The organism is Arthrobacter sp. P1_C12_2 (assembly GCF_056406415.1).
Genome location: NZ_JBFUAF010000001.1, coordinates 341737 through 368320, shown reverse-complemented (window position 1 = coordinate 368320; position 26584 = coordinate 341737). Strand labels below are relative to the sequence as shown.

At 66.8% G+C, this 26584-nt stretch carries 22 protein-coding genes; 9 read left to right on the top strand and 13 right to left on the bottom strand.

The window, feature by feature from the left end; genetic code table 11:
- Nucleotide 1: 1 nt before the first annotated feature.
- Both aceB and AC1DZQ_RS01735 read right to left on the bottom strand, forming a co-directional pair.
- Nucleotides 2–1600 (bottom strand): malate synthase A, encoded by a 1599-nt coding sequence (gene aceB / locus AC1DZQ_RS01740; protein ID WP_476961850.1) that lies wholly within the window; start codon nt 1598–1600, stop codon nt 2–4.
- Between the two features lie 35 nt (nt 1601–1635).
- On the bottom strand, nt 1636–3048 hold the full coding sequence (locus AC1DZQ_RS01735; protein WP_476961849.1) for an NAD-dependent malic enzyme: 1413 nt from the start codon (nt 3046–3048) through the stop codon (nt 1636–1638).
- Nucleotides 3049–3255: 207 nt separating this feature from the next.
- Here AC1DZQ_RS01735 and AC1DZQ_RS01730 point away from each other — a divergent pair, with 207 nt between their 5' ends.
- A complete protein-coding gene (locus AC1DZQ_RS01730) occupies nt 3256–4011 on the top strand; it encodes an IclR family transcriptional regulator (RefSeq protein ID WP_476961848.1) in 756 nt (251 codons plus the stop codon).
- A gap of 98 nt (nt 4012–4109) precedes the next feature.
- On the opposite strand, the gene AC1DZQ_RS01725 is transcribed toward AC1DZQ_RS01730, so the two are convergent.
- On the bottom strand, nt 4110–5627 hold the full coding sequence (locus AC1DZQ_RS01725) for a nucleobase:cation symporter-2 family protein (protein ID WP_476961847.1): 1518 nt from the start codon (nt 5625–5627) through the stop codon (nt 4110–4112).
- A 108-nt stretch (nt 5628–5735) separates the two neighbouring features.
- Nucleotides 5736–6644: a factor-independent urate hydroxylase gene (pucL, locus tag AC1DZQ_RS01720; protein WP_476961846.1), complete on the bottom strand. Its 909-nt coding sequence runs from the start codon at nt 6642–6644 to the stop codon at nt 5736–5738.
- Between the two features lie 383 nt (nt 6645–7027).
- Here pucL and AC1DZQ_RS01715 point away from each other — a divergent pair, with 383 nt between their 5' ends.
- The 8 genes from AC1DZQ_RS01715 (at nt 7028) to AC1DZQ_RS01680 (ending at nt 16445) form a co-directional block, all read left to right on the top strand.
- A complete protein-coding gene (locus AC1DZQ_RS01715) occupies nt 7028–7210 on the top strand; it encodes a hypothetical protein (RefSeq protein WP_476961845.1) in 183 nt (60 codons plus the stop codon).
- A 263-nt stretch (nt 7211–7473) separates the two neighbouring features.
- Nucleotides 7474–7968 carry a nucleoside deaminase gene (locus AC1DZQ_RS01710; protein ID WP_476961844.1) on the top strand — a complete coding sequence of 165 codons (495 nt, stop codon included), beginning with the start codon at nt 7474–7476 and terminating at the stop codon, nt 7966–7968.
- A 17-nt stretch (nt 7969–7985) separates the two neighbouring features.
- Nucleotides 7986–9254: an XdhC family protein gene (locus AC1DZQ_RS01705; RefSeq protein WP_476961843.1), complete on the top strand. Its 1269-nt coding sequence runs from the start codon at nt 7986–7988 to the stop codon at nt 9252–9254.
- Entirely contained in the window at nt 9245–10162 is a 918-nt protein-coding gene (locus AC1DZQ_RS01700) for an FAD binding domain-containing protein (protein ID WP_476961842.1), read from the top strand. The genes AC1DZQ_RS01705 and AC1DZQ_RS01700 overlap by 10 nt, the downstream gene beginning before the upstream one ends.
- Nucleotides 10163–10164: 2 nt before the next feature.
- On the top strand, nt 10165–13047 hold the full coding sequence (locus AC1DZQ_RS01695) for a molybdopterin-dependent oxidoreductase (RefSeq protein ID WP_476961841.1): 2883 nt from the start codon (nt 10165–10167) through the stop codon (nt 13045–13047).
- 241 nt (nt 13048–13288) lie between these two features.
- Nucleotides 13289–14857 (top strand): NCS1 family nucleobase:cation symporter-1, encoded by a 1569-nt coding sequence (locus AC1DZQ_RS01690; RefSeq protein ID WP_476961840.1) that lies wholly within the window; start codon nt 13289–13291, stop codon nt 14855–14857.
- A gap of 28 nt (nt 14858–14885) precedes the next feature.
- Nucleotides 14886–15629: an aspartate/glutamate racemase family protein gene (locus tag AC1DZQ_RS01685; RefSeq protein WP_476961839.1), complete on the top strand. Its 744-nt coding sequence runs from the start codon at nt 14886–14888 to the stop codon at nt 15627–15629.
- Nucleotides 15630–15794: 165 nt separating this feature from the next.
- Nucleotides 15795–16445 (top strand): uracil-DNA glycosylase, encoded by a 651-nt coding sequence (locus AC1DZQ_RS01680; RefSeq protein WP_476961838.1) that lies wholly within the window; start codon nt 15795–15797, stop codon nt 16443–16445.
- Here AC1DZQ_RS01680 and nboR read toward each other — a convergent pair.
- The 9 genes from nboR to uraD form a co-directional block, all read right to left on the bottom strand.
- A complete protein-coding gene (gene nboR / locus AC1DZQ_RS01675) occupies nt 16442–17080 on the bottom strand; it encodes a nicotine blue oxidoreductase (RefSeq protein WP_476961837.1) in 639 nt (212 codons plus the stop codon). The two genes, AC1DZQ_RS01680 and nboR, sit on opposite strands and share 4 nt — an antisense overlap.
- A gap of 20 nt (nt 17081–17100) precedes the next feature.
- Complete coding sequence (gene aceE, locus AC1DZQ_RS01670; protein ID WP_476962032.1) at nt 17101–19842, bottom strand: pyruvate dehydrogenase (acetyl-transferring), homodimeric type; 2742 nt, start codon at nt 19840–19842, stop codon at nt 17101–17103.
- Nucleotides 19843–20052: 210 nt separating this feature from the next.
- A complete protein-coding gene (locus tag AC1DZQ_RS01665; protein WP_476961836.1) occupies nt 20053–20784 on the bottom strand; it encodes a maleate cis-trans isomerase family protein in 732 nt (243 codons plus the stop codon).
- A gap of 8 nt (nt 20785–20792) precedes the next feature.
- A complete protein-coding gene (locus tag AC1DZQ_RS01660) occupies nt 20793–22232 on the bottom strand; it encodes an amidohydrolase family protein (protein WP_476961835.1) in 1440 nt (479 codons plus the stop codon).
- Between the two features lie 27 nt (nt 22233–22259).
- Complete coding sequence (locus AC1DZQ_RS01655; protein WP_476961834.1) at nt 22260–23045, bottom strand: aspartate/glutamate racemase family protein; 786 nt, start codon at nt 23043–23045, stop codon at nt 22260–22262.
- The gene (locus tag AC1DZQ_RS01650; protein WP_476961833.1) at nt 23042–23725 is read right to left on the bottom strand and encodes a GntR family transcriptional regulator; all 684 of its coding nucleotides are present in this window, start codon (nt 23723–23725) and stop codon (nt 23042–23044) included. The genes AC1DZQ_RS01655 and AC1DZQ_RS01650 overlap by 4 nt, the downstream gene beginning before the upstream one ends.
- A 67-nt stretch (nt 23726–23792) precedes the next feature.
- Nucleotides 23793–25163, bottom strand: coding sequence for an MFS transporter (locus AC1DZQ_RS01645; protein WP_476961832.1), 1371 nt, complete (start codon nt 25161–25163; stop codon nt 23793–23795).
- A gap of 518 nt (nt 25164–25681) precedes the next feature.
- A complete protein-coding gene (uraH, locus tag AC1DZQ_RS01640; protein WP_476961831.1) occupies nt 25682–26023 on the bottom strand; it encodes a hydroxyisourate hydrolase in 342 nt (113 codons plus the stop codon).
- Nucleotides 26020–26517: a 2-oxo-4-hydroxy-4-carboxy-5-ureidoimidazoline decarboxylase gene (uraD, locus tag AC1DZQ_RS01635; protein ID WP_476961830.1), complete on the bottom strand. Its 498-nt coding sequence runs from the start codon at nt 26515–26517 to the stop codon at nt 26020–26022. Before uraD ends, uraH begins: the two co-directional genes overlap by 4 nt.
- Nucleotides 26518–26584 lie beyond the last annotated feature (67 nt).

Genomic DNA, 26584 nt, shown 5'->3' with positions numbered 1-26584 from the left:
CTCAGCCCACCAGCTCGTACGCCGGCGTGGTGAGGAAGTCCGTGTAGTCCTCGGAGAGACAAATGTCGCCGATGAGCTTGCTGGCGGGCAGGTAGTGCTTCGCGAAGGCGTCCTCGCCCACCTCGCCGCGGAGCTTCTCGGTTTCCTCGGCCAGGATCCCGGACACCAGCTCACGGGTGACGGTCCGGCCGGTGTCGGCCAGCACCGAGTGGTTGCGGATCTGCTGCCAGACCTGGGACCGCGAGATTTCCGCCGTCGCGGCGTCCTCCATCAGGTTGTGGATGGCGACCGCGCCGTTGCCCGAAATCCACACCGCCGTGTAGGCGACGGCGACGTAGAGGTTCAGGCGCATGCCTGCCTCGGTGACCGTGCCATGGGCGGAGGCGACGTCAAGGAGCTGGTCCGCGGTGACCGAGACTTCCGGGCGCTGCCTGTCCAGCTGGTTCGGCCGCTCGCCCAGAACGGCGTCGAAGACGTCCCGGCAGACCGGCACCAGGTCCGGGTGGGCCACCCAGGAACCGTCAAAGCCGTCGTTCGCCTCACGGGTCTTGTCGGCGCGCACTTTCTCGAACGCCTGGGCCGTCACCTCCGGTTCGCGGCGGTTGGGAATGACCGCCGCCATGCCGCCCATGGCGAAGGCGCCGCGGTGGTGGCAGGTCTTGACCAGCAGTTCGGTGTAGGCACGCATGAACGGCGCGGTCATGGCCACGGTGGCGCGGTCCGGCAGCACAAAGCGCGAGCCGGCGTCGCGGAAGTACTTGATGATGCTGAACAGGTAGTCCCAGCGGCCCGCGTTCAGGCCTGAGGCGTGGTCGCGGAGTTCGTAGAGGATCTCGTCCATTTCGAACGCTGCGGGGATAGTCTCGATCAGGACGGTCGCGCGGATGGTCCTTTGCGGAATGCCGAGGTAGTCCTGGGCGAAGACGAAGACCTCGTTCCAGAGGCGGGCCTCGAGGTGGCTCTCCATCTTGGGCAGGTAATAGTACGGACCATGGCCGTTCGCCAGCAGTTGCCTGGCGGTGTGGAAGAAGTGCAGGCCGAAGTCCACCAGGGCGCCCACGGTGTGTTCGCCGTCGATTAGCAGATGGCGCTCGCCCATGTGCCAGCCGCGTGGACGGGCGACCACGACAGCCAGCGGGGCATCGGTCCGGAGCGTATATTCCTTCCCCTCGGGGGAGGTGTAGGCCAGGGTGCCCGCCGCGGCGTCGCGGAGGTTGAGGATCGATTCGATCACGTTGGACCACGTGGGGGTGCTGGCGTCCTCGAGGTCCGCGAGCCAGACCTTGGCCCCGGAGTTCAGGGCATTGATCGCCATCTTGGCCGGTGCGGCCGGGCCCGTCATTTCCACCCGGCGGTCCTGCAGAGCTGTGGGGGCTGGGGCCACTGTCCAGTCGCCCTCACGGATATCGCGGGTTTCCGGCAGGAAATCGAGCCGGCCGGTGCGGGCCACCTCGTCGCGTTTGACCGCGCGGGCCTTGAGCAGATCCCCGCGGGTGGCGGCGAAACGCTGGTGCAGTTGCTCAATGAAGGCCAGCGCCTCGGGGGTAAGGATCTCCTCCGCACGGTCAATGGGGCGGGGGGCTGAAATGGTGAGGGCCATTGTGGTCCTTCCTGGTCGGTGAATCAGGCGGCGAATCAGGCGTGGGTCAGCGCGGCGGCCGGGACCGTCGCATGGGCGGCCGCGGCAACTGCGGCGGCGACGTCGGCAGCAACGTGGGGGTCGAAGACGCTGGGAATGATGTAGCTGGCATTGAGTTCATCGTCGGCGACCCGGTTGGCGATCGCCGCGGCGGCAGCCACGAGCATCTCGGGGGTGATGTCCGCCGCCCCCGCGTCCAGCAGCCCGCGGAAGAACCCTGGGAAGGCCAGGACGTTGTTGATCTGGTTGGGGAAATCGCTGCGGCCGGTCGCCACCACAGCGGCGTGCCGTGATGCGACCACCGGGTCGATTTCCGGCGTGGGGTTGGCCATGGCGAACACAATAGCGTCCTTGGCCATGGATGCCACCTGTTCTTCGCCGATCACGTGCGGTGCGCTGACGCCGATGAAGACGTCGGCCCCCTTGAGCGCTTCGTGCAGGGTGCCGGAGAAGCCTTGTTCATTGGTGTTCTCGGCAATCCAGGTACGGTGCTCGTCGTTGTACTGTTCGCCGAAGTGGATCGCTCCAGAGCGGCCAGCGGCGATGATGTTGCGTGCCCCCTGCGCCTTGAGCAGCTGGATGATGGCGGAACCGGCGGCGCCGACGCCGGAAACGACAATCCGGACCTCGGCGAGTTTCTTGTCCACGACGCGCAGGGCGTTGGTCAGGGCTGCCAGCGTGACGATTGCGGTCCCGTGCTGGTCGTCATGGAACACCGGGATGTCCAGTTCCTCGCGGAGCCGGGTTTCGATCTCGAAGCAGCGCGGCGCGGCGATGTCCTCGAGGTTGACGCCGCCGTAGACCGGGGCGAGTGCCTTGACGATCCGGATGATTTCCTCCGTGTCCTGGGTGTCCAGGCAGACCGGCCACGCGTCGACGTTGGCGAACTGCTTGAAGAGCGCGGCCTTGCCTTCCATGACCGGCAGCGCCGCGGCCGGGCCGATGTTGCCGAGGCCCAGGACAGCGGAGCCGTCGGTCACGACGGCGATGGTGTTGCGTTTGATGGTCAGGTTCCGGGCGGCCTCGGGGTTTTCCGCGATCGCCAGGCAGACGCGGGCGACGCCGGGGGTGTAGGCCCGGGAGAGGTCGTCGCGGTTGCGCAGGGCGACCTTCGGGACAACCTCCAGCTTGCCGCCGAGGTGCATCAGGAAGGTGCGGTCCGAGACGTTCCGGACCGTGACGCCGTCGAGCGCGTTGAGCGCGTCCTTGACGCGTGCGGCGTGGTCGTCGTCCGTGGTGTTGCAGGTGACGTCGACAACCAGGGTCTCGTGGTGGGACTCGGTGACGTCCAGGGCAGTGATCGCGGCGCCGGCAGCACCGACGGCGGCGGCCAGTTCGCTGGTGGCGGTGAAGCTGGACGGCGCCTCCACGCGCAGGGTGATCGAATTTCCGGGGCTGGGATTCGCCATTGAATTTCCTCCTAGTCGGCCCGCGGACGGGCTCTCGCTGCATTCATTTATTTCGTATGATGGATATTATTATCTACTTTGTGGAATTACAAGCCCCTAAGGGACCGTCGACGGCGGGCTGGCGGTACTGTATCTTGGGTCTACTAGGCACCTTTTTCACGATGTGGATAAAATTTGTCGTAAGCAACCCCTCAGGAGAGCAAAGTTATGGCGGAAAAAGCCCCCGGAGGCGTGCAGTCCGTTGAACGCGTTTTCGAGCTTCTGGAACTGATTACTGATGCCGGCGGCGACGTCACACTCAGTGAACTCTCGTCGTCCACCGATCTGCCGCTTCCCACCATCCACCGGCTGCTGCGCACCCTCGTCACCCTGGGCTACATTCGGCAGCTGCCGAACCGCCGCTATGCCCTGGGCCCGCGCCTGATCCGTCTGGGCGAGGCGGCGAACAAACAGCTGGGGGCGCTCGCCCGGCCGCAGCTCCAGTCCCTCGTGGAACGGCTCGGGGAAACCGCCAACATGGCTGTGCTGGACTCTGACATGGTGATGTACGTGGCCCAGGTCCCGTCCCTGCACTCCATGCGGATGATCACCGAAGTGGGCCGACGCGGTTACATGCATGCCACCGGCATGGGCAAGGCGATCCTTGCCCAGCTGGATGATGAGACAGTGCGTGGCATCGTGACCCGAAAGGGCATGCCCACCCCCACTCCGAAGAGTATCGGCGACGTCGAGTCCCTGTTCGCCGACTTGAAGCTGATCCGCAGCCGTGGCTATTCGATCGATGAGGAAGAGCAGGAGCTCGGCGTCCGCTGCTTCGCGATTGCCATCCCCAATGCGCCGACCCCCGCGGCGATTTCCGTCTCCGGGCCCGTTTCCCGGGTGGACGAGACCTTCGCGGACCGGGCGGTGCCGTTGCTGCGCGAGGCAGCCCTGGCGATCTCCCAGGACCTCAACAAGAGCTGACCTCCGGCGCTCATGCCGCAGCCTGCCAGGCAAGGTTGCGGCCCCTTTTCCTTCACGGGGAGGGGCCGCAACGCTCATGCCGGTGGTGACGCAGGCGGCTAGTGTTCGGACGTCGCGGCGGACTCCACCGGGACTTCCTTGCCGTCGCAGTCGATCAGTTTGCCGTTCTCGTAGCGGTCGCCCTCGGCCAGGCACTGAAGGTCTTCCTCGCGGATGACCCGGCCCGTGCCGGCCACGAAGACCGACTGGTTCTCCGAGTTGCCCGTCTTCAGGTGGTTGAAGAGGAGGTTCAGCGCGATGGCCATGACCGCCGCGGAGCTGATGCCGGAGTGGAAAATCGTGCCGAACCAGCTGGGGAACTTGTCGTAGAACGTGGGGGCGGCGATCGGGATCATGCCGAAGCCGATCGAGGTGGCGACAATGATCAGGTTCATGTTGTTCCGGTACTCCACCTTGGCCAGGGTGCGGATGCCGCTCGCGGCCACCGTGCCGAAAAGCACGATCCCCGCACCGCCCAGGACGGCTGTGGGGACCGCCGCGACCACGCGGCCGAGCACCGGCAGCAGGCCCAGCAGCACGAGGATGACGCCGCCGGCCGCCACCACATAGCGGCTCTTGATCTTGGTGACCGCGACAAGGCCAACGTTCTGGGCGAACGCGCTCTGCGTGAAGGAGCCGAAGACCGGCGCCACGAGGCTGGAAACCATATCGGCCCGCAGGCCCGCGGCGATCCGCTTCGAATCGACCCGGGTGCCCACGATTTCGCCGACGGCCAGGATGTCGGCCATGGTCTCGGTCAGGATCACCAGGACCACGATCAGCATGGAGATGATGGCGGCAGCCTCGAAGGTGGGTGCGCCGAGGTGGAACGGTGCGGGGAAGGCGACGATCGGGCCGTCACCGACCTTTGAGAAGTCCGCCATGCCGGTCACGACGGCGACCCCGGTTCCGGCCACCATGGCCAGCAGAATGGACAGGCGGGAAATGGTGGCGCTGCCGACCTTGCTCAGCAGGAGCACGAGGGCCAGGGTAATGGCCGCCAGCCCGATGTTGGCCACGCTCCCGTAGTCCTCGGCCTTCTTGTTCCCGCCCATGGCCCAGTTGGCCGCCACGGGCATCAGCGTGAGGCCGATGGTGGTGATGACTGTGCCGGTGACCACCGGCGGGAAGAACCGGACAATCTTGGAGAACACCGGGGCGATCAGCAGCCCGATGGCTGCAGAGGCAATGACGGCGCCGAAGACGGCCGGGAGGCCGCCTCCGCCGGTGACGATGGCGACCATGGTCGCCACGCTGGCGAAGGAGACGCCCTGGACCAGGGGGAGCTGGGAGCCGAAGAACGGCACGCCCAGGGTCTGGAGCAGCGTTGCCAGGCCGCCCATGAAGAGGGCCGCGGCGATCAGGACCCCGACGTCGGCCGGTGCCAGGCCGGCGGCCTGGCCCACGATCAGGGGGACGGCGATGATGCCGCCGTACATGGTCAGGACGTGCTGGAAGCCGTAGGCGAAGCTGCTTCCGACGGAGAGCCGTTGGTCCTCGGGGCGGGGAATGCCGCCGGAGCCTCCGGTGCGTCCGGTGCGTGGCAGTCGGGCGGTCAATTTTTTGCGTGCGTTCATGGCAGACCTTCTTGGTTCATGGCGGACGTCGTCGTCCGGCTAACAATGTCTGGCTAACGGGTACTGGAGTGCCGGCGCCGGAGGCCCGGGCCGGCCGGCTCTGGAGTCCTAGCAGAAGCCGGCGATCCCGGCCCAGGCGATCTCTGCGGGGCTGGCGTCCTCACGCTGGACGGTGGCCTCGATCAGGCCGTAGGGGCGGTCGGCGGCAAAGAAGACCTCGTTGGGGTTGTCGAGGCCAAAGGGTGAGAGGTCAACGAGGAAGTGGTGCTTGTTGGGCATGGAGAACTTGATCTCGTCGATCTCGGTGTGCGCTTCCAGGACCTTGGCGCCCATGTCGAAGAGGGTCTGCTGCAGGGCGTGGGAGTAGTTTTCGCTGAACCCCTCCAGCAGCAGGCTCTTGACGTCCTCGTAGCTCTTGTTGAAGTCGAAGGTGCCGAAATCGGTGCCGGTCCTGAAGCGCCAGCGGGCCGATACGTCCGTGGCGAGGATGCGGTCGGACGTTTCCGGGAGGGTGGTGTACTTGTCCCGCGGGAAGCCGCTGAACCCGGACTGGGTCGACTTCAGCACGGTGAGGTCCTTGAGCCCGGCGATGAGGTGCTCGGTACCGCCGTCGCGGACGAGGACCGCGGTGCGGACTTCCTGGCCGCTGCGGACGAAAGAGTGGTCATGCCCGGCCCCGTGGGCCTGGATCCGGTCCCATTTGTAGGACTCGGCCGCCCAGCGGCCGCCGGTGACCCAGTCGAAGTTCGAGGTAAAGTGCTTGCCCAGCCGCAGCAGGAAGGCTTCCGGGGAACCGATGCCGTCCCGGGCGAAGGCATAGATGGTGTTCTTTTGGGTGTCCGTGGCCACCACATGGCTGTTGTCGCCTTCGAGGTGGGCCGCTGCGAAGTCGCCGCGCAGCTGCGAGGTGACGTTCAGGTCTTCGATCTCATGGCGGTCGGTGTCCCTGGTGATCTTGACGACCCGGACTTCGGCTTTTCCGTACTGGTTGTGGCCGAGGACGATCTTGTTGCTCATGGTCTGATTCCCAACTTCAGGTATGTGGCACCAAAGTCCCACATAGAAATTAAGCGCTTGTTTCCCGCGCGTTTCTTATTCCGTCGGCCCACAAAAAAGAGCCGACATCAGTTGATGCCAGCTCATTACGACCCTGCCTGCTGCTCCCAGGTTACGTGACCTGCGCCACGAGTTGGGATTAAGCGTAGCCCGGCCCCGGCGTGGTGTACATCACTTTTCGAAAAAACGGATTGCGACCGGGACTGCCGCGGGCCTTGACCGCCGGCTCCGGCGACCCCTACTTTTTTCCATATAGCAATAAACTATTTCCAAATTGTGGAACTGCGCTGGCGTGATTCGACCCGGCGCGAAGCAGCGGCCACACAATGAACGAGGAGGAGTCCATGGACATACAGGAGAAGGACAGCGCCGTAGAATTTCCGGCGCCCGGCCAGGAGCTGTACCTGCCGTTCGGCGCCACGGACTTCGGCGCTACAGACCCGGACTTCTACATTCCGGCCGACTGTGAGCGCAAGGACCGCGGCCTTTCCCGATGGCTCCGCGCGCTGCCGCTCTTCGGTCGGTAGGCGTTTCATTGGGCGGTAGGTAGTTGGCGTGAAGACCCGGAAATAGAGATTTCACAAAACGAAACTGGGCTTCCCCCAAATAAGGAGCGCCGGGCGGACATCCCGGTGCTACTGTCGATCTTGCCAACGGCGGGCAGCCCGATCCCGGGAAGCTATCTACCAGGCGCAACCTTCAAGGCAAATGCTGAAGACTGGTCACCGTCCCATCCGGCCCTTGCGTACCCGTCACGGTGTACCGGCTTCCGCAGGTAGGGAGTGGCGGCATGACTGCAACCGATACGGCCCAGAAGTTCCTGGCGAGATCCGTCGAGTTGGCCATGGCCAACGTCCTGAACAGCGGCGGCCCGTTCGGCGCTGTGGTGGTCACCGCGGACGGGCAGGCGTTCGACGGCGTCAACCGCGTCACCGCCACCAACGATCCAACTGCGCACGCCGAGGTCACGGCCATCCGGCGGGCATGCAGCGAACTTGGCACCTTCGATCTCAGCGGAGCCACGCTCTACTGCAGCTGCGAGCCGTGCCCCATGTGCCTGGCGTCCGCGCTGTGGGCGCGCGTGTCACGCGTGGTGTTCGCCGCGGACCGGCACGATGCCGCGTCCGCGGGGTTCGATGACGCCGTCTTCTACGAATACTTCGAAAACGATCAGCGCGACGCGCTCATGCCGGTGGGCAGGCTGGAACTGACAGACCCGCAAGCCCCCGCGGCCCTGGATCCCTTCAACGCCTGGAACTCGCTCGAGTCCAGGACCGACTATTAGCGCCGGGGACTGCGGCCATGTTGGATCTGCTCCCGCACTTGGGCACGTGGCGGCCGGCCGCGTCCGGGCAGCGCTGCGCGGTGGCCACCGTGGTAGGCACTTCCGGCTCGGTGCCGAGGCCCGTGGGCACGTCCATGCTGGTCTCCGAGGCCGGCGAGGTGCTGGGCAGCCTGTCCGGCGGCTGCGTTGAAGGGGCCGTTGTGGAGGCGGCCCTTGAGGCAATGCGCGACGGCGGGACGCGCCGCGAGTTCTTCGGCTACAGCGCCGAGGACGCGTTTGCCGCCGGGCTGACCTGTGGCGGCGGGCTGGAAATCCACATCGAACCCCTCGGTGCGGAGCCTGGACGGCTGCGGCTGGACAGCCTGCACGGCCTGGCCGGGCGGCATCCGGCAGACGGGGCGGCGCTGATCCGCAGGGTGGACGCCGGCGGGGGCGGCGCCGTCGTGGTTCCTGAGCCGGCGTCCTTCCAGGTGCTGCAGTCGGCCGAACTCGCCGCGCTGCTGGGAGAGGGCGGTTCCGCCGGTGCCGGGCGCGTGCTGCTGGCGGCGGCAGCCCAGCTGGAACCGCTGCTGAGGGGAGGCCGCACCGGGCTGGTCCGGCTCGCGCCCGCGGGGGACTGCCTGCCGGAACCCGTAAGCCTGCTGGTGGAGAGCCGGCTACCGGCGGCGCGCCTGCTGATCTTCGGCGCCAATGACTTCGGTGCGGCACTCGTGCCGGCCGCGAAACTCCTGGGCTTCCACGTCACGGTGTGCGATGCGCGCCCGGCGTTCGCGCAGCAGGACAGGTTCAGCGCCGCGGACGAGGTGGCCACAGCCTGGCCGCACCGGTACCTGGCGGAGCAGGCCCGGGCCGGCCGCACCGACGCCCGGACGGCCATTTGCGTGCTCACGCATGATCCCAAATTCGATGTCCCGCTCCTGCAGGCCTCGCTAGGCCTGGACGTGGCCTACATCGGCGCCATGGGGTCCAGGCGCAGCCACAGCGGGCGGATCGATGCCCTGAGGCAGGCCGGTGTGGCCGACGCCGACCTTGCCCGGCTGCACTCACCCATCGGCCTGGACCTCGGGGCCGTCACACCGGAAGAGGTCGCGGTGTCCATCATGGCGGAACTCGTGGCCAGCCGGAGCAAGGCCGCCGGCCTGGCCCAGGGCGGCGTGTCCCTGAAGGATGCCAGCGGCCCCATTCACCATTACGCCGCAAGTCATTACGACAGCAGTCATCACGACAGTAACCGTCACGACAGCAGCGCCGGCATGCCGGAACCTCAGGAGGCCCCATGGACATGAACACCATCGAGGCCGTGGTCCGCACCGCGGATCCGGCGCAGTGGCGCGACGGCGACGCCTGGCTCGCGGGGGGCACCGTGCTTTTCTCCGCCGGGAGCCCCGCCTCCGGACCGGAACCGCTCCGGCGTCTCCTGGACCTCGGCTCCACGGACTGGGCACCCCTGGCTGTCTCGGCGGCAGGCATCGAGCTGGCGGCAACCTGCACCATCGCGCACCTGTATGCATTCCCCGACTCGGACGCCGCCCGGGGACTGGCCGGGAACTGGCCCGGCGTGGACCTCGTCCGCCCCTGCTGCGAGTCCTTTGTGGCCTCCTTCAAGGTCTGGACCATGTCCACGGTGGGAGGCAACCTGTGCACCTCGCTGCCGGCCGGGCCCATGATCTCGCTCTGCGCGGCGCTCGACGGCACGGCCACTATTCTGGGCCCCGGCGGCGCCCGCCGCACGCTCCCCGTGCTGGAGTTCGTCACGGGCGACGGGACGAACTGCCTCGCTCCCGGCGAGCTCCTGCGCAGCGTGAGCCTGCCGGCGGCGGCGCTGTCCGCCCGGGTGGCCTTCCGCCGGCTGTCGCTGAGCAACCTGGGCAGGTCCGCGGTGCTGCTGATCGGCAGGCTCGACGCCGGCGGCGCCCTGGTCCTGACCGTCACCGCAGCCACCAAACGCCCCGTGCAGCTGCGCCTGAAGTCCTCCGCGGCGGCGCTCGCCGACGCCCTCTCCGAGTCCCTGGATGCCGCCATCCCCGATGAGCTGTACCACGACGACCTCCACGGCCTGCCCGCCTGGCGCAAGGACATGACGTACCGGCTGGCCCATGAAATCCAGGCCGAACTCACCGCCCCGGCAGGCCTTGATCCGTTACGCGTATCAGGTGACTTCTGGCCGCCGCGGGCCCGGACGGAAGGGGCCTGAGCATGTCCATCGAGATCAACGGCGTCCGGGCGCAGGCCGAACCCCGTCCCGGCCAGTGCCTGAGGACATTCCTTCGCGAACAGGGGAACCTGGGTGTGAAGAAGGGCTGCGACGCCGGCGACTGCGGCGCGTGCACGGTGCATGTGGACGGGGTGCCGGTGCACAGCTGCATTTATCCCGCCATTCGGGCGGAGGGCCGCGCCGTGACCACGGTGGAAGGATTGGCTGCCACCTGCGCCTCCGGCGGACCTGCTGACCCCGACGGCGCCGCGCTCCATCCGATCCAGCAGCAGTTCCTGGACCGGCAGGGCTTCCAGTGCGGCTTTTGCACGGCCGGCATGGTGATGACGGCCGCGACCTTCGATGACGAGCAGAAGGCGGACCTGCCGCGGAACCTCAAGGGCAACCTGTGCCGGTGCACCGGGTACACGGCCATCGAGGACGCCGTCTGCGGGAGGGGGAGCCGCCCGGGCGCCTCCCGCCCGGAACCCTCTGGTACGGACACCTCGGGTACGGACACCTCTGGTACGGACTCGGCAACCGCGGGGCATGGCCGTCCGGAGCCGCGCTCCGGACAGCTGGGCGACGACGTTCCCGCACCCGCCGGCCTCGCCATCGTCACGGGGCAGGCCCGCTACACCCTGGATGTCCCGGCCGAAGAACTGCCCGGGCTGCTGCACGTGAAGCTGCTGCGCTCCCCGCATGCCCACGCCCGGATCCGCTCCATCGACGCGGCGGGCGCGCTGGCGATTCCCGGCGTCGTGGCGGTCTTCACCCACGAGGACTCCCCGGCGCAGCTGTTCTCGACCGCGCAGCACGAGCTCTACACCGACGACCCGGACGATACCCGCGTGTTCGACGACGTCGTGCGGTTCATCGGCCAGCGGGTCGCCGCCGTCGTCGCCGGCACGGTGGCTGCTGCGGAGGCAGGCGTGCGGGCCCTGAAGGTCGACTACGAGGTCCTGGACGCCGTCTTCACCCCGGAGAACGCCATGCTCCCCGGGGCTCCCGCCCTCCACGGGGACAAGGACGCAGCCACGGCCCGCATCAGCCGGCCGGAGCGGAACGTCGTGGCGGAACTGCATTCCGAGCTCGGCGATGTGTCGGCCGGTTTCGCCGCGGCGGACTTCATCCACGAACACACCTACCGGACTCAACGGGTGCAGCACATGGCGCTCGAAACCCATGCCTCCATCGCCTCCTTCGGCAGTGACGGGCGGCTGCTGATCCGCACCTCCAGCCAGGTCCCGTTCCTGGTGCGGCGGACCCTGGGCCGGGTATTCGGCCTGCCGGAAGACCAGATCCGGGTGGTGGCGGGACGGGTGGGCGGCGGTTTTGGCGGCAAACAAGAGGTGCTCACCGAGGACGTCGTCGCGCTGGCCGCCCTGAAGCTCCACCGCCCCGTGCAGCTTGAATTCACCCGGACCGAACAGTTCACCGCCGCCACCACCAAGCATCCCTTCACCATCCATCTCAAGGCCGGCGCCAGCCGCGACGGCAGGCTGACCGCACTCCAGCTGGAGGTGCTCACCAACACCGGCGCCTACGGCAACCACGCGACGGGGGTCATGTTCCACGGCTGCGGCGAGTCGCTGGCGGTGTACAAGTGTGCCAACAAGAAGGTGGACGCCCACGCCGTGTACACCAACACCGTGCCGTCCGGTGCCTTCCGCGGCTATGGGCTCAGCCAGATGATCTTCGCGATCGAATCCGGCATCGACGAGCTCGCGACAGGGATCGGCATGGACCCCCTGGAGTTCCGCCGCCGGAACATGGTCCGGGAAGGCGACGACATGCTTTCCATCCACGACGAGCCCCAAGAGGACGTCCGCTACGGCAGCTACGGCCTGGACCAGTGCACCAAGCTGGTGGAGGACGCCCTGGCCCGCGGACTGGAACGCTACCGCGCGGCCGGCCGCGACAGCCTGGGCCCGGACTGGGTCCTCGGGGAGGGGACTGCCCTGTCCATGATCGACACCGTCCCGCCACGCGGCCACTTTGCCCACTCCAGGCTCCGGCTCCTGCCCGACGGGACGTACGCCGCCGACGTCGGGACGGCAGAATTCGGCAACGGCACCACCACCGTCCACGCGCAGCTCGCGGCCACCGCGCTGTTCACCTCTGCAGCCCGCGTCACCGTGCGCCAGTCCGACACCGACCTCGTGGACCACGATTCCGGTGCGTTCGGATCTGCCGGCACCGTAGTGGGGGGCAAAGCGACGCTGGCCGCCGCAGAGGACCTCGCCCTCCGCATCCGCGCCTTCGCCGCCGGCATCCGCCGGGTGCAGTCCTCCGGCTGCGTGCTGGACGGGGATGCCGTGGTCTGCGAGGGAACCCGGGTGCCCCTGACGGAAATTTACGACGCCGCGGAGCAGGCCGGCGTCGAGCTCGCCGCCGAGGGGCATTGGGGCGGGACACCGCGTTCAGTGGCGTTCAATGTCCAGGGCTTCCGGGTGGCCGTGAACACCGGGACGGGGGAGTTGCGGATCCTGCAAAGCGTGCAGGCGGCCGATGCCGGCGTGGTGGTCAATCCGCGCCAGTGCCGTGGCCAGATCGAAGGCGGTATCGCGCAGGCCCTCGGCTCTGCGCTGTACGAGGAGGTCAAAGTCGACGACGCCGGCCTCGTCACCACCGACGTCCTGCGGCAGTACCACGTCCCCTCCTTCGCCGACGTGCCGCGCAGCGAGGTCTACTTCGCCGACACCAGCGACAAGCTGGGCCCGCTGGGCGCGAAGTCCATGAGCGAGAGCCCGTTCAACCCGGTGGCACCGGCGCTCGCGAACGCCATCCGGAACGCCACAGGCGTGAGATTCTCCGAGCTGCCGATCTCCCGCGACAAGATCTACCTGGGACTGAAAGAGGCAGGGCTGGTCCCCTCCCGCTAAGACCAATGCGGGGATTCAACGCGGGCGCCCAACGGGCTGCCGGGAGTCGTAGCAACCGTTTGTGACTTGCCGTGATTCGGCAACCCTTGACCGATGCGTGATCCAGGTCATACCGTTATTTCACTACTCGATACCCATCTTCCGCATTATGGAATTTGAGCAATGACGCTCCTGCCGGTAATTTCCGGCACAAATCCGAATGCGGAATGCATGGAAGACATCTTCAAGAAGCGAGATCACGATGCAGACGACCCCGTTGACCGGCGTCGAACCGGCTCCCGAGACCGCAGTTGACTTGGGCAAAGCTACCCACCCTTCCATGGGTGTCGACGCGCTTTGCGATGCAGCCAGCGCCGCCTCCGGCCGAACGATCAGCCCCTCCCTGTACAACATCGACCTTGCCCCGACGAAGCGGGAAGGTCGCCGCTGGACCAGCTACAGCATTTTCACCCTCTGGGCCAACGACGTCCACAGCCTTGGTAACTATGGCTTCGCCATCGGACTCTTCGCCCTCGGACTGGGTGGCTGGCAGATTCTTCTCGCCCTGGGAATCGGGGCCGTCCTGCTGTTTGCGCTGCTCAGCTTCTCTGGATTCATGGGCGTCAAGACCGGTGTCCCGTTCCCCGTCATGAGCCGGATCAGCTTCGGCATCAGGGGAGCCCAGATCGCCAGCCTCCTGCGCGGGGCAGTGGCCGTGGCATGGTTCGGTATCCAGACCTACCTGGCGTCAGTGGTGCTCCGCGTTATGCTCGTGGCCATGGCTCCGTCGCTGCGGGACCTGGACGCCAACTCCGTCCTCGGCCTCTCCACGCTGGGCTGGGCATCGTTCGTGTTCCTCTGGATCGTCCAGCTGGTCATCGTCAGTTTCGGCATGGAAATGATCCGCAGGTATGAGGCCTTCGCCGGGCCCATCATCCTGGTGACCATGGCGGCCATCGCCATCTGGATCTTCGTTGAAGCCGGCGGTTCCATCGCCTGGGCCTCGGACAACCCCCTCGAAGGCGCCGAAATGTGGCGCACCATCTTTGCCGGCGGTGCGCTGTGGGTGGCCATTTACGGAACGTTCGTCCTGAACTTCTGTGACTTCACCCGGTCCGCCGTCTCCAAGAAGGCCGTGGTGCGGGGCAACTTCTGGGGTATCCCCATCAACATGCTCCTCTTCGGCGCGATCGTGGTGGTCATGGCCGGCGGCCAGTTCAAGATCAACGGCACGGTCATCGAAAGCCCGTCGGACATCGTCCAGACCATCCCGAACACGCTGTTCCTTGTCCTGGCCTGCCTTGCGTTGCTGATCCTGACCATCGCCGTGAACCTGATGGCCAACTTTGTGGCTCCCGTCTACGCCCTGACCAATCTCTTCCCGAAGCACCTGAACTTCCGCAAGGCGGCCTGGGTCAGCGGCACGATCGGCCTCGTCATCCTGCCGTGGAACCTCTACAACAACCCGCTCGTGATCGTGTACTTCCTGGGTGGACTCGGTGCCCTGCTCGGCCCACTCTTCGGCGTCGTGATGGCCGATTACTGGCTGCTGCGCCGCGGCCGGGTCAACGTCCTTGAGCTCTACACCGAGAACCCGGCGGGAGCCTACTACTACAAGAAGGGCTTCAATCCCCGGGCGATCATCGCCATGGTGCCCGCCGCCTGCGTTGCGCTCCTGGTCGCCTTTGTTCCGGCGTTCGAGGCAGCCGCCCCGTTCGCCTGGTTCGTCGCAGCCGGAATCGCCGCGGTGGTCTACTACGTCATCTCGGACCGCTCCCAGCGGCTCGACGACGTCGACGGCGAGGCAATCGCCGTCGCCAGCACCCACTGACCAAACCTGTCTGAAAGCGGAAAGCACCATGCGCATCCTTGTCGCCAACGTCAACACCACGCAATCCATGACAGACTCCATCGCCGCGCAGGCCCGCCAGGTTGCGCTTGCGGATACGGAGATCGTGGGACTCACTCCCCGCTTCGGGGCGGACTCCTGCGAGGGAAACTTTGAGAGCTACCTCGCCGCGATCGCAGTCATGGACAGGGTCCTGTCCTATCCGGAGCCGTTCGACGCCGTTATCCAGGCCGGCTACGGCGAGCACGGCCGCGAAGGGCTCCAGGAGTTGCTCGACGTTCCGGTGGTGGACATCACCGAGGCGGCTGCGAGCACCGCGATGTTCCTCGGCCACAAGTACGCCGTGATTACCACTCTGGACCGTGCCGTTCCGCTGATCGAGGACCGGCTGAAGCTGGCCGGCCTCGACGCCCGGTGCGCCTCGGTCCGGGCCAGCGGAATGGCCGTACTGGAACTGGAGGAGGACCCGCAGCGCGCCGTGGAAGCCATCATCGAACAGGCGCTGGTGGCCGTCCGTGAAGACAAGGCGGAAGTCATCGTCCTGGGGTGCGGCGGCATGGCCGGCCTGGACGAGGAGATCCGGAAGCGCGCCGGCGTCCCCGTGGTGGACGGCGTGGCGGCTGCCGTCACCATCGCTGAATCGCTGGTCCGGTTGCGGCTCAGCACTTCCAAAGTCCGGACCTACGCCACCCCGCGCCCCAAGACGGTCATCGGCTGGCCGCTGGCGGCCGCCCCCGCGCCGGCCTCCCCGTGAACCGGACTTAGCGGCGCCCGACGGCGTCGGGCGGCTTTCAGGTCCACCCTCCCGTTGGGAGGGTGGACCTGCTCTTTGGCCGTCCCTCGTTGGCAAGGTGCCGCCTTGGGCAGGTGCCCGGCTACCATTTCAGGCACATACCGGCTGCTGGAAGGAGCGCCCTGAATGGCCGATCCCGCGATCCAGGCCTTCGTCGATCGGCTGGCGTCCGTGCAGACCGGTCCGGGCTGCCAGAACTTCTATGATTTTGCCGCTGCCGGAAATGCCCAGCGCCGCCGGAACCTGGAACTCTATCTGCAGGAAATGCTGGACCGGCGCCCGGACGTGCTGCTGCTGGGCGAAGCGCCGGGATTCCGGGGCATGAGGATCACCGGGATTCCGTTCACAAACCGCTCCATTCTCGAAGGCCCTGCCAACGAGTTTGGGCTGTTCGGGCCGGGGAAGGGATACGTGCTTCCGGCCGACTCAGAAGGCATAGCCGCGGAACCGACGGCCACGGTGATGTGGCAGGTCCTGGCGGAGCTGGAGTTCCTGCCCCTGCTCTGGAGCGCCTACCCCCTCCACACCCATGCCCCCGGGCGCCCCTTCTCCAACCGGACGCCCACCCTCGCCGAGACGGCCGTCGGAGTTCCGTTTTGGCAGGACCTCAGGGCTCTCTTCGGGGTCCGGACAGTGGTGGCGGTGGGGAGGGTGGCGGAGCGGAGCCTACAGAGAAACGGCGTGGTGGCGCCGAGAATCAGGCATCCCGCTCACGGCGGCAGAGCCGCGTTCAAGCTCGGCCTGCAGGAGCTGTTGGCTGCCGGCATGGAGCATTAATCGAGAAGGTGCAGCTGGTCCGGGGAGTCGAGGTCGTCGCCGCCGGAGAGGTCGCTGCAGTCCACCAGATCAACCAGGTCCGCGTGGGCCCGCAGAAAGACACGTGCTCCGGCGTCGCCCGTTGCTGTTTTCGCGGCTTCAGCGCGAAGTCCGGCATCGAGCAGCAGCGGATGTCCCCGCAGCAGCTTCCCCTCCGCATCGCGGTAGGCGGCCGCCGTCACCCGGCCGACCCGGTGAGACGCCAACAGCCGGGCCACGGTCTCAGTGGTCAGCCCGGGCTGGTCTACCAGCGCGATGAGCACGTGGTCCTCCGGGGCCGCCGCGGCAACACCGGCCCGGAACGAACTGCCCATCCCGGTGTCCCAGCCAGGGTTGTCGATGACCCGGTGCCGGCTGAGGTCGGTGGCGGCGCGGACCCTTGCCGCGTCCGCGCCGAGCACCGTCACCACTTCCCGGCAGCCGCCCGCGAGCAGCACGTCAGCGAGCACTTCGACCAGCGTGCGGCCATGGAAGGGGAGCAACGCCTTGGGCCCGAGCCCCAGCCGGGTCCCGGCTCCGGCGGCCAGCAGCACCGCCGTCGTGCCCTGTGCTCGGATACCTTGCGCTCGGATGCCCTGCGCTCCGCCGTCGCTCATCTGCCCACCCTAACGCGCGGTCAGGCGTCGCCGCCCGCTCCGCCGGTGGTCCCGGCGTTGACGTCCAGGAGCTTGTAGCGATCCATCGCGTAGGCTGGCACCCCGCCGTCGACCTCTCCGCGCGAGGCCAGCAGCTGGAGGGTCTTCACCACAATCGAGTGCGTGTCGTTCTTGAAGAAGCGGCGGGCTGCGGCGCGGGTGTCCGAGAAGCCAAAGCCGTCAGCCCCGAGCGAGGCGAACTGGTGCGGCAGGAACTGGCGGATCTGGTCCGGCACGGCCTTCATGTAGTCGGTGACCGCCACGATCGGCCCGGTGGCGCCGGCGAGCTGCTGGGCCACAAACGGCACGCGGGCGGGCTGGCCGGGGTTCAGGAAGGCCTCTTCCTCTGCCGCGAGCCCGTCGCGGCGCAGCTCGTTCCAGGACGTCACGGACCACACATCGGCGCAGACGCCCCAGTCCTCGGCCAGGATTCGCTGGGCTTCGAGGGCCCAGGGCACGGACACTCCAGAGGCAAGGATCTGGCTCTTGGGCCCCTCGCCGTCCGACACCGACACCCGGTGGATGCCCTTCAGCACGCCGTTGACGTCGAGGTCCTCGGGTTCGGCCGGCTGGAAGATCGGCTCGTTGTAGACAGTGAGGTAGTACATCAGGTTCCGGTCCTCCGAGCCGGGCCCGTACATCCGCTCCAGGCCATCCCTGATGATGTGGCCCATTTCGTACCCAAAGGCGGGATCGTAGGTCAGGACGGCCGGGTTGGTCGAAGCCAGGATCGGGGAGTGCCCGTCGGCGTGCTGCAGGCCTTCGCCGGTCAGGGTGGTGCGGCCGGCGGTGGCGCCGATGATGAACCCGCGGGTCATCTGGTCCGCTGCGGCCCAGAAGGAGTCGCCGGTGCGCTGGAAGCCGAACATCGAGTAGAAGACGTAGACCGGGATGAGCGGTTCGCCGTGCGTGGCGTAGGACGTGCCGGCGGCGGTGAACGCCGCCACCGCCCCTGCCTCATTGATGCCCGGGTGGATCAGCTGGCCCTGGGCCGATTCCTTATAGGCCAGGACCAAATCCCGGTCCACGGACAGGTAGCCCTGGCCGTCCGGGTTGTAGATCTTCGCCGAAGGGAAGAACGCGTCCATGCCGAAGGTACGGGATTCATCCGGCACGATCGGGACGATGCGGTGTCCGAACTTCTTGTCCCGGAGCAGGTCTTTGAGCAGGCGCACAAAGGCCATGGTGGTGGCGGCATGCTGCTTCCCGGAGCCTCTCTTGGCAACCTCATATGTTGCGGGGTCGGGCAGCTCCACGGGCGCGTGGTCCGGCCGCCGCTCGGGGACGAAGCCGCCGAGTTCCTTGCGCCGGCCCATCAGGTACTGGATCTCSGGGGAGTCCATGCCGGGGTGGTAGTACGGCGGCCGGTASAGGTCCGCTTCGAGCTGYTCGTCCGTGATCGGGATGCGCAGGTGGTCGCGGAAGGCCTTCAGGTCCGCCATCGTGAGCTTCTTCATCTGGTGGGTCGCGTTGCGGCCCTCGAAGTGSGTGCCCAGGCCGTAGCCCTTGACCGTGTGGGCCAGGATGACGGTGGGCTTGCCCTTGAACTCGGTCGCGGCCTTGTACGCGGCGTAGACCTTGTTGTAGTCGTGSCCGCCGCGCTTGAGCTTCCAGATCTCGTCGTCGGTCAGGTCCTGGACCATTTCCTTGGTCTGCGGGGTCTTGCCGAAGAAGTGCTCGCGGACGAACGCGCCGGATTCGGCCTTGTASGTCTGGTAGTCGCCGTCGACGGTCTCGTTCATGATCTTCACCAGCGAGCCGTCCTCGTCCCTGGCCAGCAGGTCATCCCACTCCCGGCCCCAGACGACCTTGATGACGTTCCAGCCGGCGCCGCGGAAGAAGGCCTCGAGTTCCTGCATGATCTTGCCGTTGCCGCGGACGGGTCCGTCGAGGCGCTGGAGGTTGCAGTTGATGACGAAGTTGAGGTTGTCGAGCTTGTCGTTCGCGGCGAGCTGGAGCAGGCCGCGGGACTCGGGCTCGTCCATTTCGCCGTCGCCCAGGAACGCCCAGACCTGCTGGTCACTGGTGTCCTTSAGGCCGCGGTTGTGCAGGTAGCGGTTGGACTGGGCCTGGTAGATSGCGTTCATCGGGCCGATGCCCATCGAGACSGTGGGGAAYTCCCAGAACTCCGGCATCAGGCGCGGGTGCGGGTAGGAGGAGAGGGCGTGGCCTTCCTTGGAYTTCTCCTGCCGGAAGCCGTCCAGGTCCTCCTCGGASAGCCGGCCYTCCATGAAGGCGCGGGCGTACATGCCGGGGGAGGCGTGGCCCTGGAAGAAGAYCTGGTCGCCGCCGCCGGGGTGGTCCTTGCCGCGGAAGAAGTGGTTGAAACCGACCTCGTACAGGGTCGCGGCCCCGGCGTAGGTGGAGATGTGCCCGCCGACGCCGATGTCCGCCCGCTGCGCCCGGTGCACCATCACGGCGGCATTCCAGCGCAGCCAGGCCCGGTACTTCCGTTCGATCTCCTCATCGCCCGGGAATGCCGCTTCCTGGTCCACCGGGATGGTGTTGACGTAGTCCGTGGTGGTGACCATCGGGACACCCACGCTCTGCGCCCCGGCCCGCTGGAGCAGGCTGCGCATAATGTACTGGGCACGCTCGGTGCCCTGTTCCTGAATCAGGGTATCCAGGGACTCCAGCCATTCGGCGGTCTCTTCCGGATCACGATCAGGCAGCTGGTTTGTCAACCCGCTGAGGATATGGGAGGTATCTTCTCCTGCAGCCACGTCCAGCCTCTTTTCATCGTTGAATGGTTGGCTCAAGTTTTCATTCTGTGAGAAAACTTTATTGCATTTCGAGATTATCTAGGCGGCAATCCGTGCGTCAAGGCAGACGGGCAGTCACAATCGGGCGATAGTGGCGCCACGAGCAACGCGGGGTCAGATACGGCTCATTAAGCCGCCCAGAATGGGCCGTTCTGACCACGCGTTGCTTTTTCAGGCTGAGGTGAGCAGCCTGCCCCACCGCGGGGAGAGCAACGGGGCGCCGGCCATTTTGAGGCAGTGCCACAGGGTCACAGCTACCGAGTCGAGCACCGGAACGCCCATGGCAGCCTCGATTTCCTCCGCGATGTTGGCCCCGTAGAGGTTGGTGCAGAGGTACACGAGCGCGTCCGGGTTCAAGGCCGCGAGTTCCAGGGATCCGGGCCGCATTTCGGCGTCGGAGACCCGGGCGAATGACTCGTTGTCGCTCAGGCCGAGGAAGCGGTGGTCGAGTGTTTTGATCCCGTCCCGTTCGTACGACGCCACGATCCGTTCGTTGACGTCCTCCGTGTACGGGGTGAACAGTCCGATCCGCCCGGTGCCGAAGGACCGGAAGGCCTCCATATAGGCCAGTGTGGACGTGGTGGCGGGGATGCCCGTGGCGTCCTGTATTTCCCGGACAAGTTCGCGGTCGTGGCCGGCGCCGAGCCATGAGCCCGAGGTGCCGTTCCACGCGATGACGTCGACGTCGGCGGTTGCCAGGATCTCGGCGGCGGCCCGCATCACCGGGGCGTCGAACTGCTTGTCGGAGGAATCGTCCAGGGCGATCCGGGTGACCTGGACCCTGGCGAAGTGGATTGTCACGTCGTCGCGGTCGCCGAGGATCCGGTAGCTTTGCGGCTCGAGGCAGGTGTTGGAGGACGGCACGATCATGCCGATGCGGGTGGGGCGGGTTGCGGAAGGCATGGGTGCTCCTAAAGGGCAGCGGGGGCGGTAATGGGGGCGGTTGCCGCGGCCGTCTGGTGCTCGCGGAAACCGTTTCGGGCCACGAACCGGCCCACGGGGCCGGGATCATGGAAGCCGCCGGCGTCCAGCACCACGCGTCCGGCGGACACCACGACGGCGGGCCAGCCGGTGAGCGTCCTGCCGTCGAACGGCGAGAAATCCGTTCCCATGTGCAGGGCAGCGCCGTCAACGGTGCGTTCCTGTGCGGGATCGAAGACGACGAGGTCGGCGTCGTACCCTGCTGCGATCGTTCCCTTGCCCGGCAGGGCGTTGATCCGGGCCGGACCGGCGGCGAACACCTCCACGAAATCCTCCACCGGGGCCGCCCCGCCGGCGGCGTCCATCATGGCGGTGAAGGTGACCGGCATGCGGGTTTCCACCCCCGGCAGACCGTGCGGCATGGCGCGGATGTCATCGGACCGCTCGCGCTTTTGCGTGAGGTCGTAGCAGGAGTGGTCCGAGGCCACCGTGTGGATGGCTCCGGCGGCAAGCCGGTCCCGCAGTGCGGCGACGGTCGCGGGGCTGCGCATCGGCGGGCAGCAGGCGTACCACTCGGGGAAGGAGGTGCCGTAGACGGTGTCGTCCAGGGTGAGGTAGTGCGGGCACGTTTCCGAGAAGGCGTCCCTTCCGTGGCTGCGGGCCTCGGCGACGAGGTCCACGGCCCCCGGCGTGGACTGGTGCACAAAATAGACGGGAGCGTTGGTGTACTCGGCCATCGCCAGGGTCTCCTTGACCGAGATCTCCTCCGCGAGTTCGGGCCGGGTCCGGTGCAGGTGTTCAATGCCGATCCGGCCGTCGTCCGCATGCTGCTGGGTGCAGTCGGCAATGATGGGATCGTGTTCGGCGTGGATGTAGGTGAGGCCGTCGAGCCGGACCATCTCGCGCATGACTTTCAGGATGGTGTCCCCGTCGGCCATGGTGGTGCCCCGGTTGGTGGTGTACATCTTGACCGAACGGACACCTTCGGCGGCGAGCTGTTCGAGCTGCCACGGCACGGTCTCGTCCCACTGGACCACCGAGCCGTGCAGGGCGACGTCGCAGCGGGACTCGCGGGCCAATTCCTTCTTGTGCAGCACCGCGGCCAGCGGGGTCTCGCGGGCGTCGCGGGGGATGCCGAAATCGATAATGGTGGTGGTGCCGCCCCAGAGGGCAGCGGTGGATGTGGTCCGGTAGTCATCCAGGGTACGGAACCGCCCGGTTACCTGGGCGACATGGCAGTGGCCGTCCACGCCACCCGGAATCACCAGCTGGCCGGCGGCGTCGATGGTCCTGGCGGCAGCGGGGACCGGCTCAGAAGCGTCCACGAGCTGGACGATCGTCCTGCCGTGCACCACGACGTGAGCATCCTGGCGGCCGAAACTGTTGACCACGGTGCCGTTGGCAATGACAAGGTCTGGGGTGTGGGACATCGTTGTCCTCTCCTTCGAGAAAGAAAATTAGTGGGACGGTGCGGGCAGCCGGGCGGCGTGCTGCGCCGTCGTGAGGGCGGCATCGAGGTTTTTCGACAGCCCCTTGCGGGCCTTGACCGGTGGCGGCGCGAAGGCGCCGGCCCGGTGCGGACCGGAATCGAGGCCGACGACGGCCTCCGCCATTCGTATGCCTGCGGAGATGCCGTCCACCACGGGGACCCCTATCTGCCCGCGGAGTTCGCGGGCCAGGCCGGCGAGCGGCGCACCGGCGAGGATCACGACGTCGGCCCCGTCCTCGGCGACGGCCTGGTGGCTGAGTGCCAGCAGGGTCTCCTTGAAGTCCGCCTGCACGGAACCGATGCCGGTGAGGGTCTCGTTGATGGAGCGGATCGAGGCCAACCGGCCACTGAGCCCGAATCGTTCCACGCAGTCCAGGTACCAGGGCCGGATCCGGTCGGAGATGGCGATGATCGAGAACCGGTGCCCCTGCAGGGCGGCGGCGCAGAGTGCCGCCTCGGTGATCCCGATGACGGGGACGTCGGCGAGTTCCTTCAGCGCCGGCATTCCTGGGTCGCCGAATGCGGCGACCACCACGCCGTCGACGCTCGCGCCGTCCCGGGTGTACTCTGCGATGATTTCGGCGACGGCACCGGCGGCGATCAGCGATTCAAAGCGGGTTTCGATGTATTCGACGCCGTGGCCGGCGGTCCGGACCACCAGTTCGGTTCCGGGCGAGGCGGAACGCCGGGCTTCGGATTCGATCAGCGAAGTGACGTCGTTGCTGATGTTGGGGTTGATGACAAGGAGTTTCATTTCTTCTTCCGATGAAGGTCGGGTTCCGTCCGGCGGAAATTCTCCGGAAACTGTTCCCGGTATTTGTCGATGTGCGACGCCGACTGGGCAGCCGCCCGGTCGGGGTCACCGCTGGCGATCGCGGTGTAGAGCGCCCGGTGTTCCTCGATGAGTTCGGGGAGGTCGCTCACGTGCCGGAACAGCCAGTGCATCCGGCCCTGGAGGGGTTCGAGCGCCGATTTGAGGAAGCCGTTATCCGCGATCCGGGTGATGGCATCGTGGAATTCGCTGTTGGCCCGGTGGGCGTCCATAATGGCGCCCTTGGCTAGAGAGAGCTCGGCCACGTCCAACAAGGCTTCCAGCGCACTGAGGTCCTCCGGTGTGGCGCGGGCCGCGGCCAGCCTGCAGGCCAGCACTTCGAGCGACTGGCGGACGTCGAAGAGATCCTCCACGTCTTTGGGGCTGAGCGAGCTGACTTCGGCCCCGCGGGCGCCGCGGTCGCTGACCAGGCCTTCCTGGCGCAGCATCCGCAGCGCCTCGCGGACCGGGAGGCGGGAGACGTTGAATTCGGCGGCGAGGTCGCGCTCCACCAGCCTGGTGCCAGGAACGTAGTGCCCTTCAAAGATCCTGTTGCGGAGGGTGTCCCGGACAGCCTCCCGGAGGGGGCGTTCCTTGTCCTGGGTTTCTTCTGCGGTAGGCATGGTGCTCCATTCGGGTTCTTATGGCACTGCGTTCCCGGCTTCGGGAACAGGTGTTTCGTGGCCTAGCTTAGACAGGGAGCCGCTTGTTGTAGTTCAGGGTCAGCACGGATACGCCCATGATGATCGCGGATCCCACGAAGTACAGCAGCGCCCAGGTGTAGGAGCCGGTGGCGCCGACGATCAGGCCGACCGCGATCGGGGTGACGAAGCCGGAAATGTTGCCGCTGAAGTTCATCGCGCCGCCCAGGACGCCGGCGTTGGTCCGGCCACCCAGGATCGAGGGGATGCTCCAGAAGAGGCCCACCCAGCGAAGGAAGAACATGACGACGGAGAGCAGGACTACCGCCGTCGTCGGGTCGGCCACGACGGTAACGCCGATGAGGCCGCCGATCACTACGACGCTGGAGGTGCCCAGGAGGGTGCGCATGACGCGGTTGGCCGAGGCGCCGGATGCCCGCCATTTGTCGGCGATGGTGCCGCCGAGGATTTCGCCGACGAAACCGGCGCCGAAGATCACGAACGTGGACCAGCCGATGGTCTTCAGGTCAAAGCCCTTGGCCTGGGCCAGGTAGAGCGGGCCCCACGTGAGCAGGCCGTAAAAGACGCCGTTGAAGCCCAGCCAGCCGAAGCACATGGCCCAGAAGGAACGGAACTTCAGGTAGGGGAGCAGGGCGCGCTTGCCCTTGCTGCCGTCGAGCTCGGCCTCGGCGTCCTCGGCGGCGTGGGAGGCCTCGATGTACTCGGCCTCGGCGTCGTTGACTCCGCGGTGCTGGCGGGGGTTGTCCCGGACGTACCACCAGACGGCGAGGCCCATGAGGACGGTGGCGGCGCCGGCGATGATGAAGGAGCTCCGCCAGCTGCCCGTCGAGGCGATCAGGCCTGCGATGAGGATGCCGCCGAGCCCGGCGCCCAAGGGGGCTCCGGCGTCAAGGATGGTGGCGCCGCGGCCGCGTTCCGATTTGTGCATCCAGATGGCGTTCAGTTTTCCGCCGGCCGGCATGACCCCGGCCTCGGTGACGCCGATGCCGAGGCGGGCGATGAACATGCTGAGGAAGCCTCCGGCCAGGCCTGATGCTGCCGTTGCGGCGCCCCAGCCGACGCAGGACGCGGTCATCACCTTGCGGGGGCCGAACTTGTCGATCAGCCAGCCTACGGGGATCTGCATGAGGGCGTAGGTCCAGAAGAAGGCCGAGAGCAGGAGGCCCACGAGCTCCGGGGCCATGTTGAATTCCTTCTGGATGATGGGCAGGGCGACCGAGATGGATCCCCGGTCGATGTAGTTCACGGAGACGAGGACCAGCAGGAGGAGGAACAGTTTCCAGCGGACATGGGTGCGACGTTGCACGCCGTCCTTGGAGCTTGTGGGGTCAGTGGGCTGTACCGCGATTTCGGTGTTGGTGGTTTCGGTATTTGCGGTTTCGGTATTTGGAAGAGACACAACTTCTCCTTGATAGAGAGGAAAGATGCCGGCAAGTGATGAGGGGGATTCGTTTGTGGGTCAGGATGCCGGAGTGTGGGGCGTCCTGTGCGCGGGCCCGGTGTTGATCGCAGCGGTTGATAGGGGCTGATGTCAGCGCTGACATCAGTTCCGGGATCAGGTGCAGATCCTGGGAAGCCGGGGCCCGGCAAGCTTTCTTGTTTTGGGATCCCGTTTTGGGATCCCAAAATTCAGACTAGGAGTGACGTGGGCCGCTGTCAAGGGATATGGGCCGGCTGGGCCGGTTTGCCGGGAAAATGTCGTTTGTGACTGGCCGAGTTTCCCGGGCGGGCCGCATCCGGGCATGGCTGCCCTGGGACGTAGCTGCCCTGGGACGTAGCTGTGCCCGGGCATGGCTGCGCCCGCAACCAGCCGCATGCGCTATCAGATCGGGCTGCTCTGAGGGCTTCAGAGCAGCCCGATCTGATAGCGCAACGTGCGGCCGGTGGCGGGCGAATTGTTGCTGGGCTGCTCCGGGCTTAGCTGCCTCGGTAGGTGGAGTAGGCGAAGGGGCTGAGCAGCAGGGGGACGTGATAGTGGGACTGCGTCTCGGACACCGCGAAGGTCAGGGTGACTTCGGGGAAGAAGGTCTCCGTCCCGGTGGCGGCGTAATACGCTCCGGTGTCGAAGCCCAGCCGGTACGTTCCGGAGTTCAGGCTGGCAGGTCCAAGTGACTTGGCGCGCCCATCGTCATCCGTGGCGCCGGCCGCGATCCTGACCCAGCGTTCGCCGTCGAGCATGTCCAGGGTGACGGCGACGCCCGCGGCGGGCTTGCCGGAGCCGGTATCCAGGACGTGCGTAGTGATGTGGGAAGTGCTCATGCGCCGATCAGTCCTTCGAGTCGGAGTACCGCGATTTCGCGCAGCTGCTGGCCGATGACTACTTGTTCCTCTTCGGGAGTGTGGGCGAGCCTGGCGTGGAGGGCGACCAGGATCTCACCCCGGCTGCGGCCGGCCGCACGGATCAGGAATACCTGGCCGAATTTTTGTTCATAGCTTCGGTTCCCTTCGGCGATGGCTGCTGCGACGGCCGGATCCGGGGAGCCCAGGCTCGCCTGTTCCGACTGCGAGAGCCGGGCCTCCGTGCTGTTTCCTGCGGCCCGTTCGCCGATGCGGGGATGGTGGGCCAAGGCGGCCAGTACCTCCGCGTCGGTGAACGGTTCCGCCGCGCGGCCGGCGGTTTCCAGGAGGATGTCCGTTGTGTCGAAAGGCCGGGAATCGACGATCTCCTCAATCCACCGCCCAATGTCCAGGCAGGGACGCAGGGCGGCCGCGGCCTCCTCGCGTCCGGCAGCGTTAAAGTCTTCCAACAGCATGTGCCAGATCCTTTGTGTCAATGCTGGCATCCACGGCGTGGGCTATACGAACGAAATATTCGTATCG

Bases quoted from the DNA above. Each gene is read 5' to 3' on its own strand.
- aceB (WP_476961850.1), bottom strand. From the start codon at position 1,600: ATGGCCCTCACCATTTCAGCCCCCCGCCCCATTGACCGTGCGGAGGAG.
- AC1DZQ_RS01735 (WP_476961849.1), bottom strand. From the start codon at position 3,048: ATGGCGAATCCCAGCCCCGGAAATTCGATCACCCTGCGCGTGGAGGCG.
- AC1DZQ_RS01730 (WP_476961848.1), top strand. From the start codon at position 3,256: ATGGCGGAAAAAGCCCCCGGAGGCGTGCAGTCCGTTGAACGCGTTTTC.
- AC1DZQ_RS01725 (WP_476961847.1), bottom strand. From the start codon at position 5,627: ATGAACGCACGCAAAAAATTGACCGCCCGACTGCCACGCACCGGACGC.
- pucL (WP_476961846.1), bottom strand. From the start codon at position 6,644: ATGAGCAACAAGATCGTCCTCGGCCACAACCAGTACGGAAAAGCCGAA.
- AC1DZQ_RS01715 (WP_476961845.1), top strand. From the start codon at position 7,028: ATGGACATACAGGAGAAGGACAGCGCCGTAGAATTTCCGGCGCCCGGC.
- AC1DZQ_RS01710 (WP_476961844.1), top strand. From the start codon at position 7,474: ATGACTGCAACCGATACGGCCCAGAAGTTCCTGGCGAGATCCGTCGAG.
- AC1DZQ_RS01705 (WP_476961843.1), top strand. From the start codon at position 7,986: ATGTTGGATCTGCTCCCGCACTTGGGCACGTGGCGGCCGGCCGCGTCC.
- AC1DZQ_RS01700 (WP_476961842.1), top strand. From the start codon at position 9,245: ATGGACATGAACACCATCGAGGCCGTGGTCCGCACCGCGGATCCGGCG.
- AC1DZQ_RS01695 (WP_476961841.1), top strand. From the start codon at position 10,165: ATGTCCATCGAGATCAACGGCGTCCGGGCGCAGGCCGAACCCCGTCCC.
- AC1DZQ_RS01690 (WP_476961840.1), top strand. From the start codon at position 13,289: ATGCAGACGACCCCGTTGACCGGCGTCGAACCGGCTCCCGAGACCGCA.
- AC1DZQ_RS01685 (WP_476961839.1), top strand. From the start codon at position 14,886: ATGCGCATCCTTGTCGCCAACGTCAACACCACGCAATCCATGACAGAC.
- AC1DZQ_RS01680 (WP_476961838.1), top strand. From the start codon at position 15,795: ATGGCCGATCCCGCGATCCAGGCCTTCGTCGATCGGCTGGCGTCCGTG.
- nboR (WP_476961837.1), bottom strand. From the start codon at position 17,080: ATGAGCGACGGCGGAGCGCAGGGCATCCGAGCGCAAGGTATCCGAGCA.
- AC1DZQ_RS01665 (WP_476961836.1), bottom strand. From the start codon at position 20,784: ATGCCTTCCGCAACCCGCCCCACCCGCATCGGCATGATCGTGCCGTCC.
- AC1DZQ_RS01660 (WP_476961835.1), bottom strand. From the start codon at position 22,232: ATGTCCCACACCCCAGACCTTGTCATTGCCAACGGCACCGTGGTCAAC.
- AC1DZQ_RS01655 (WP_476961834.1), bottom strand. From the start codon at position 23,045: ATGAAACTCCTTGTCATCAACCCCAACATCAGCAACGACGTCACTTCG.
- AC1DZQ_RS01650 (WP_476961833.1), bottom strand. From the start codon at position 23,725: ATGCCTACCGCAGAAGAAACCCAGGACAAGGAACGCCCCCTCCGGGAG.
- uraH (WP_476961831.1), bottom strand. From the start codon at position 26,023: ATGAGCACTTCCCACATCACTACGCACGTCCTGGATACCGGCTCCGGC.
- uraD (WP_476961830.1), bottom strand. From the start codon at position 26,517: ATGCTGTTGGAAGACTTTAACGCTGCCGGACGCGAGGAGGCCGCGGCC.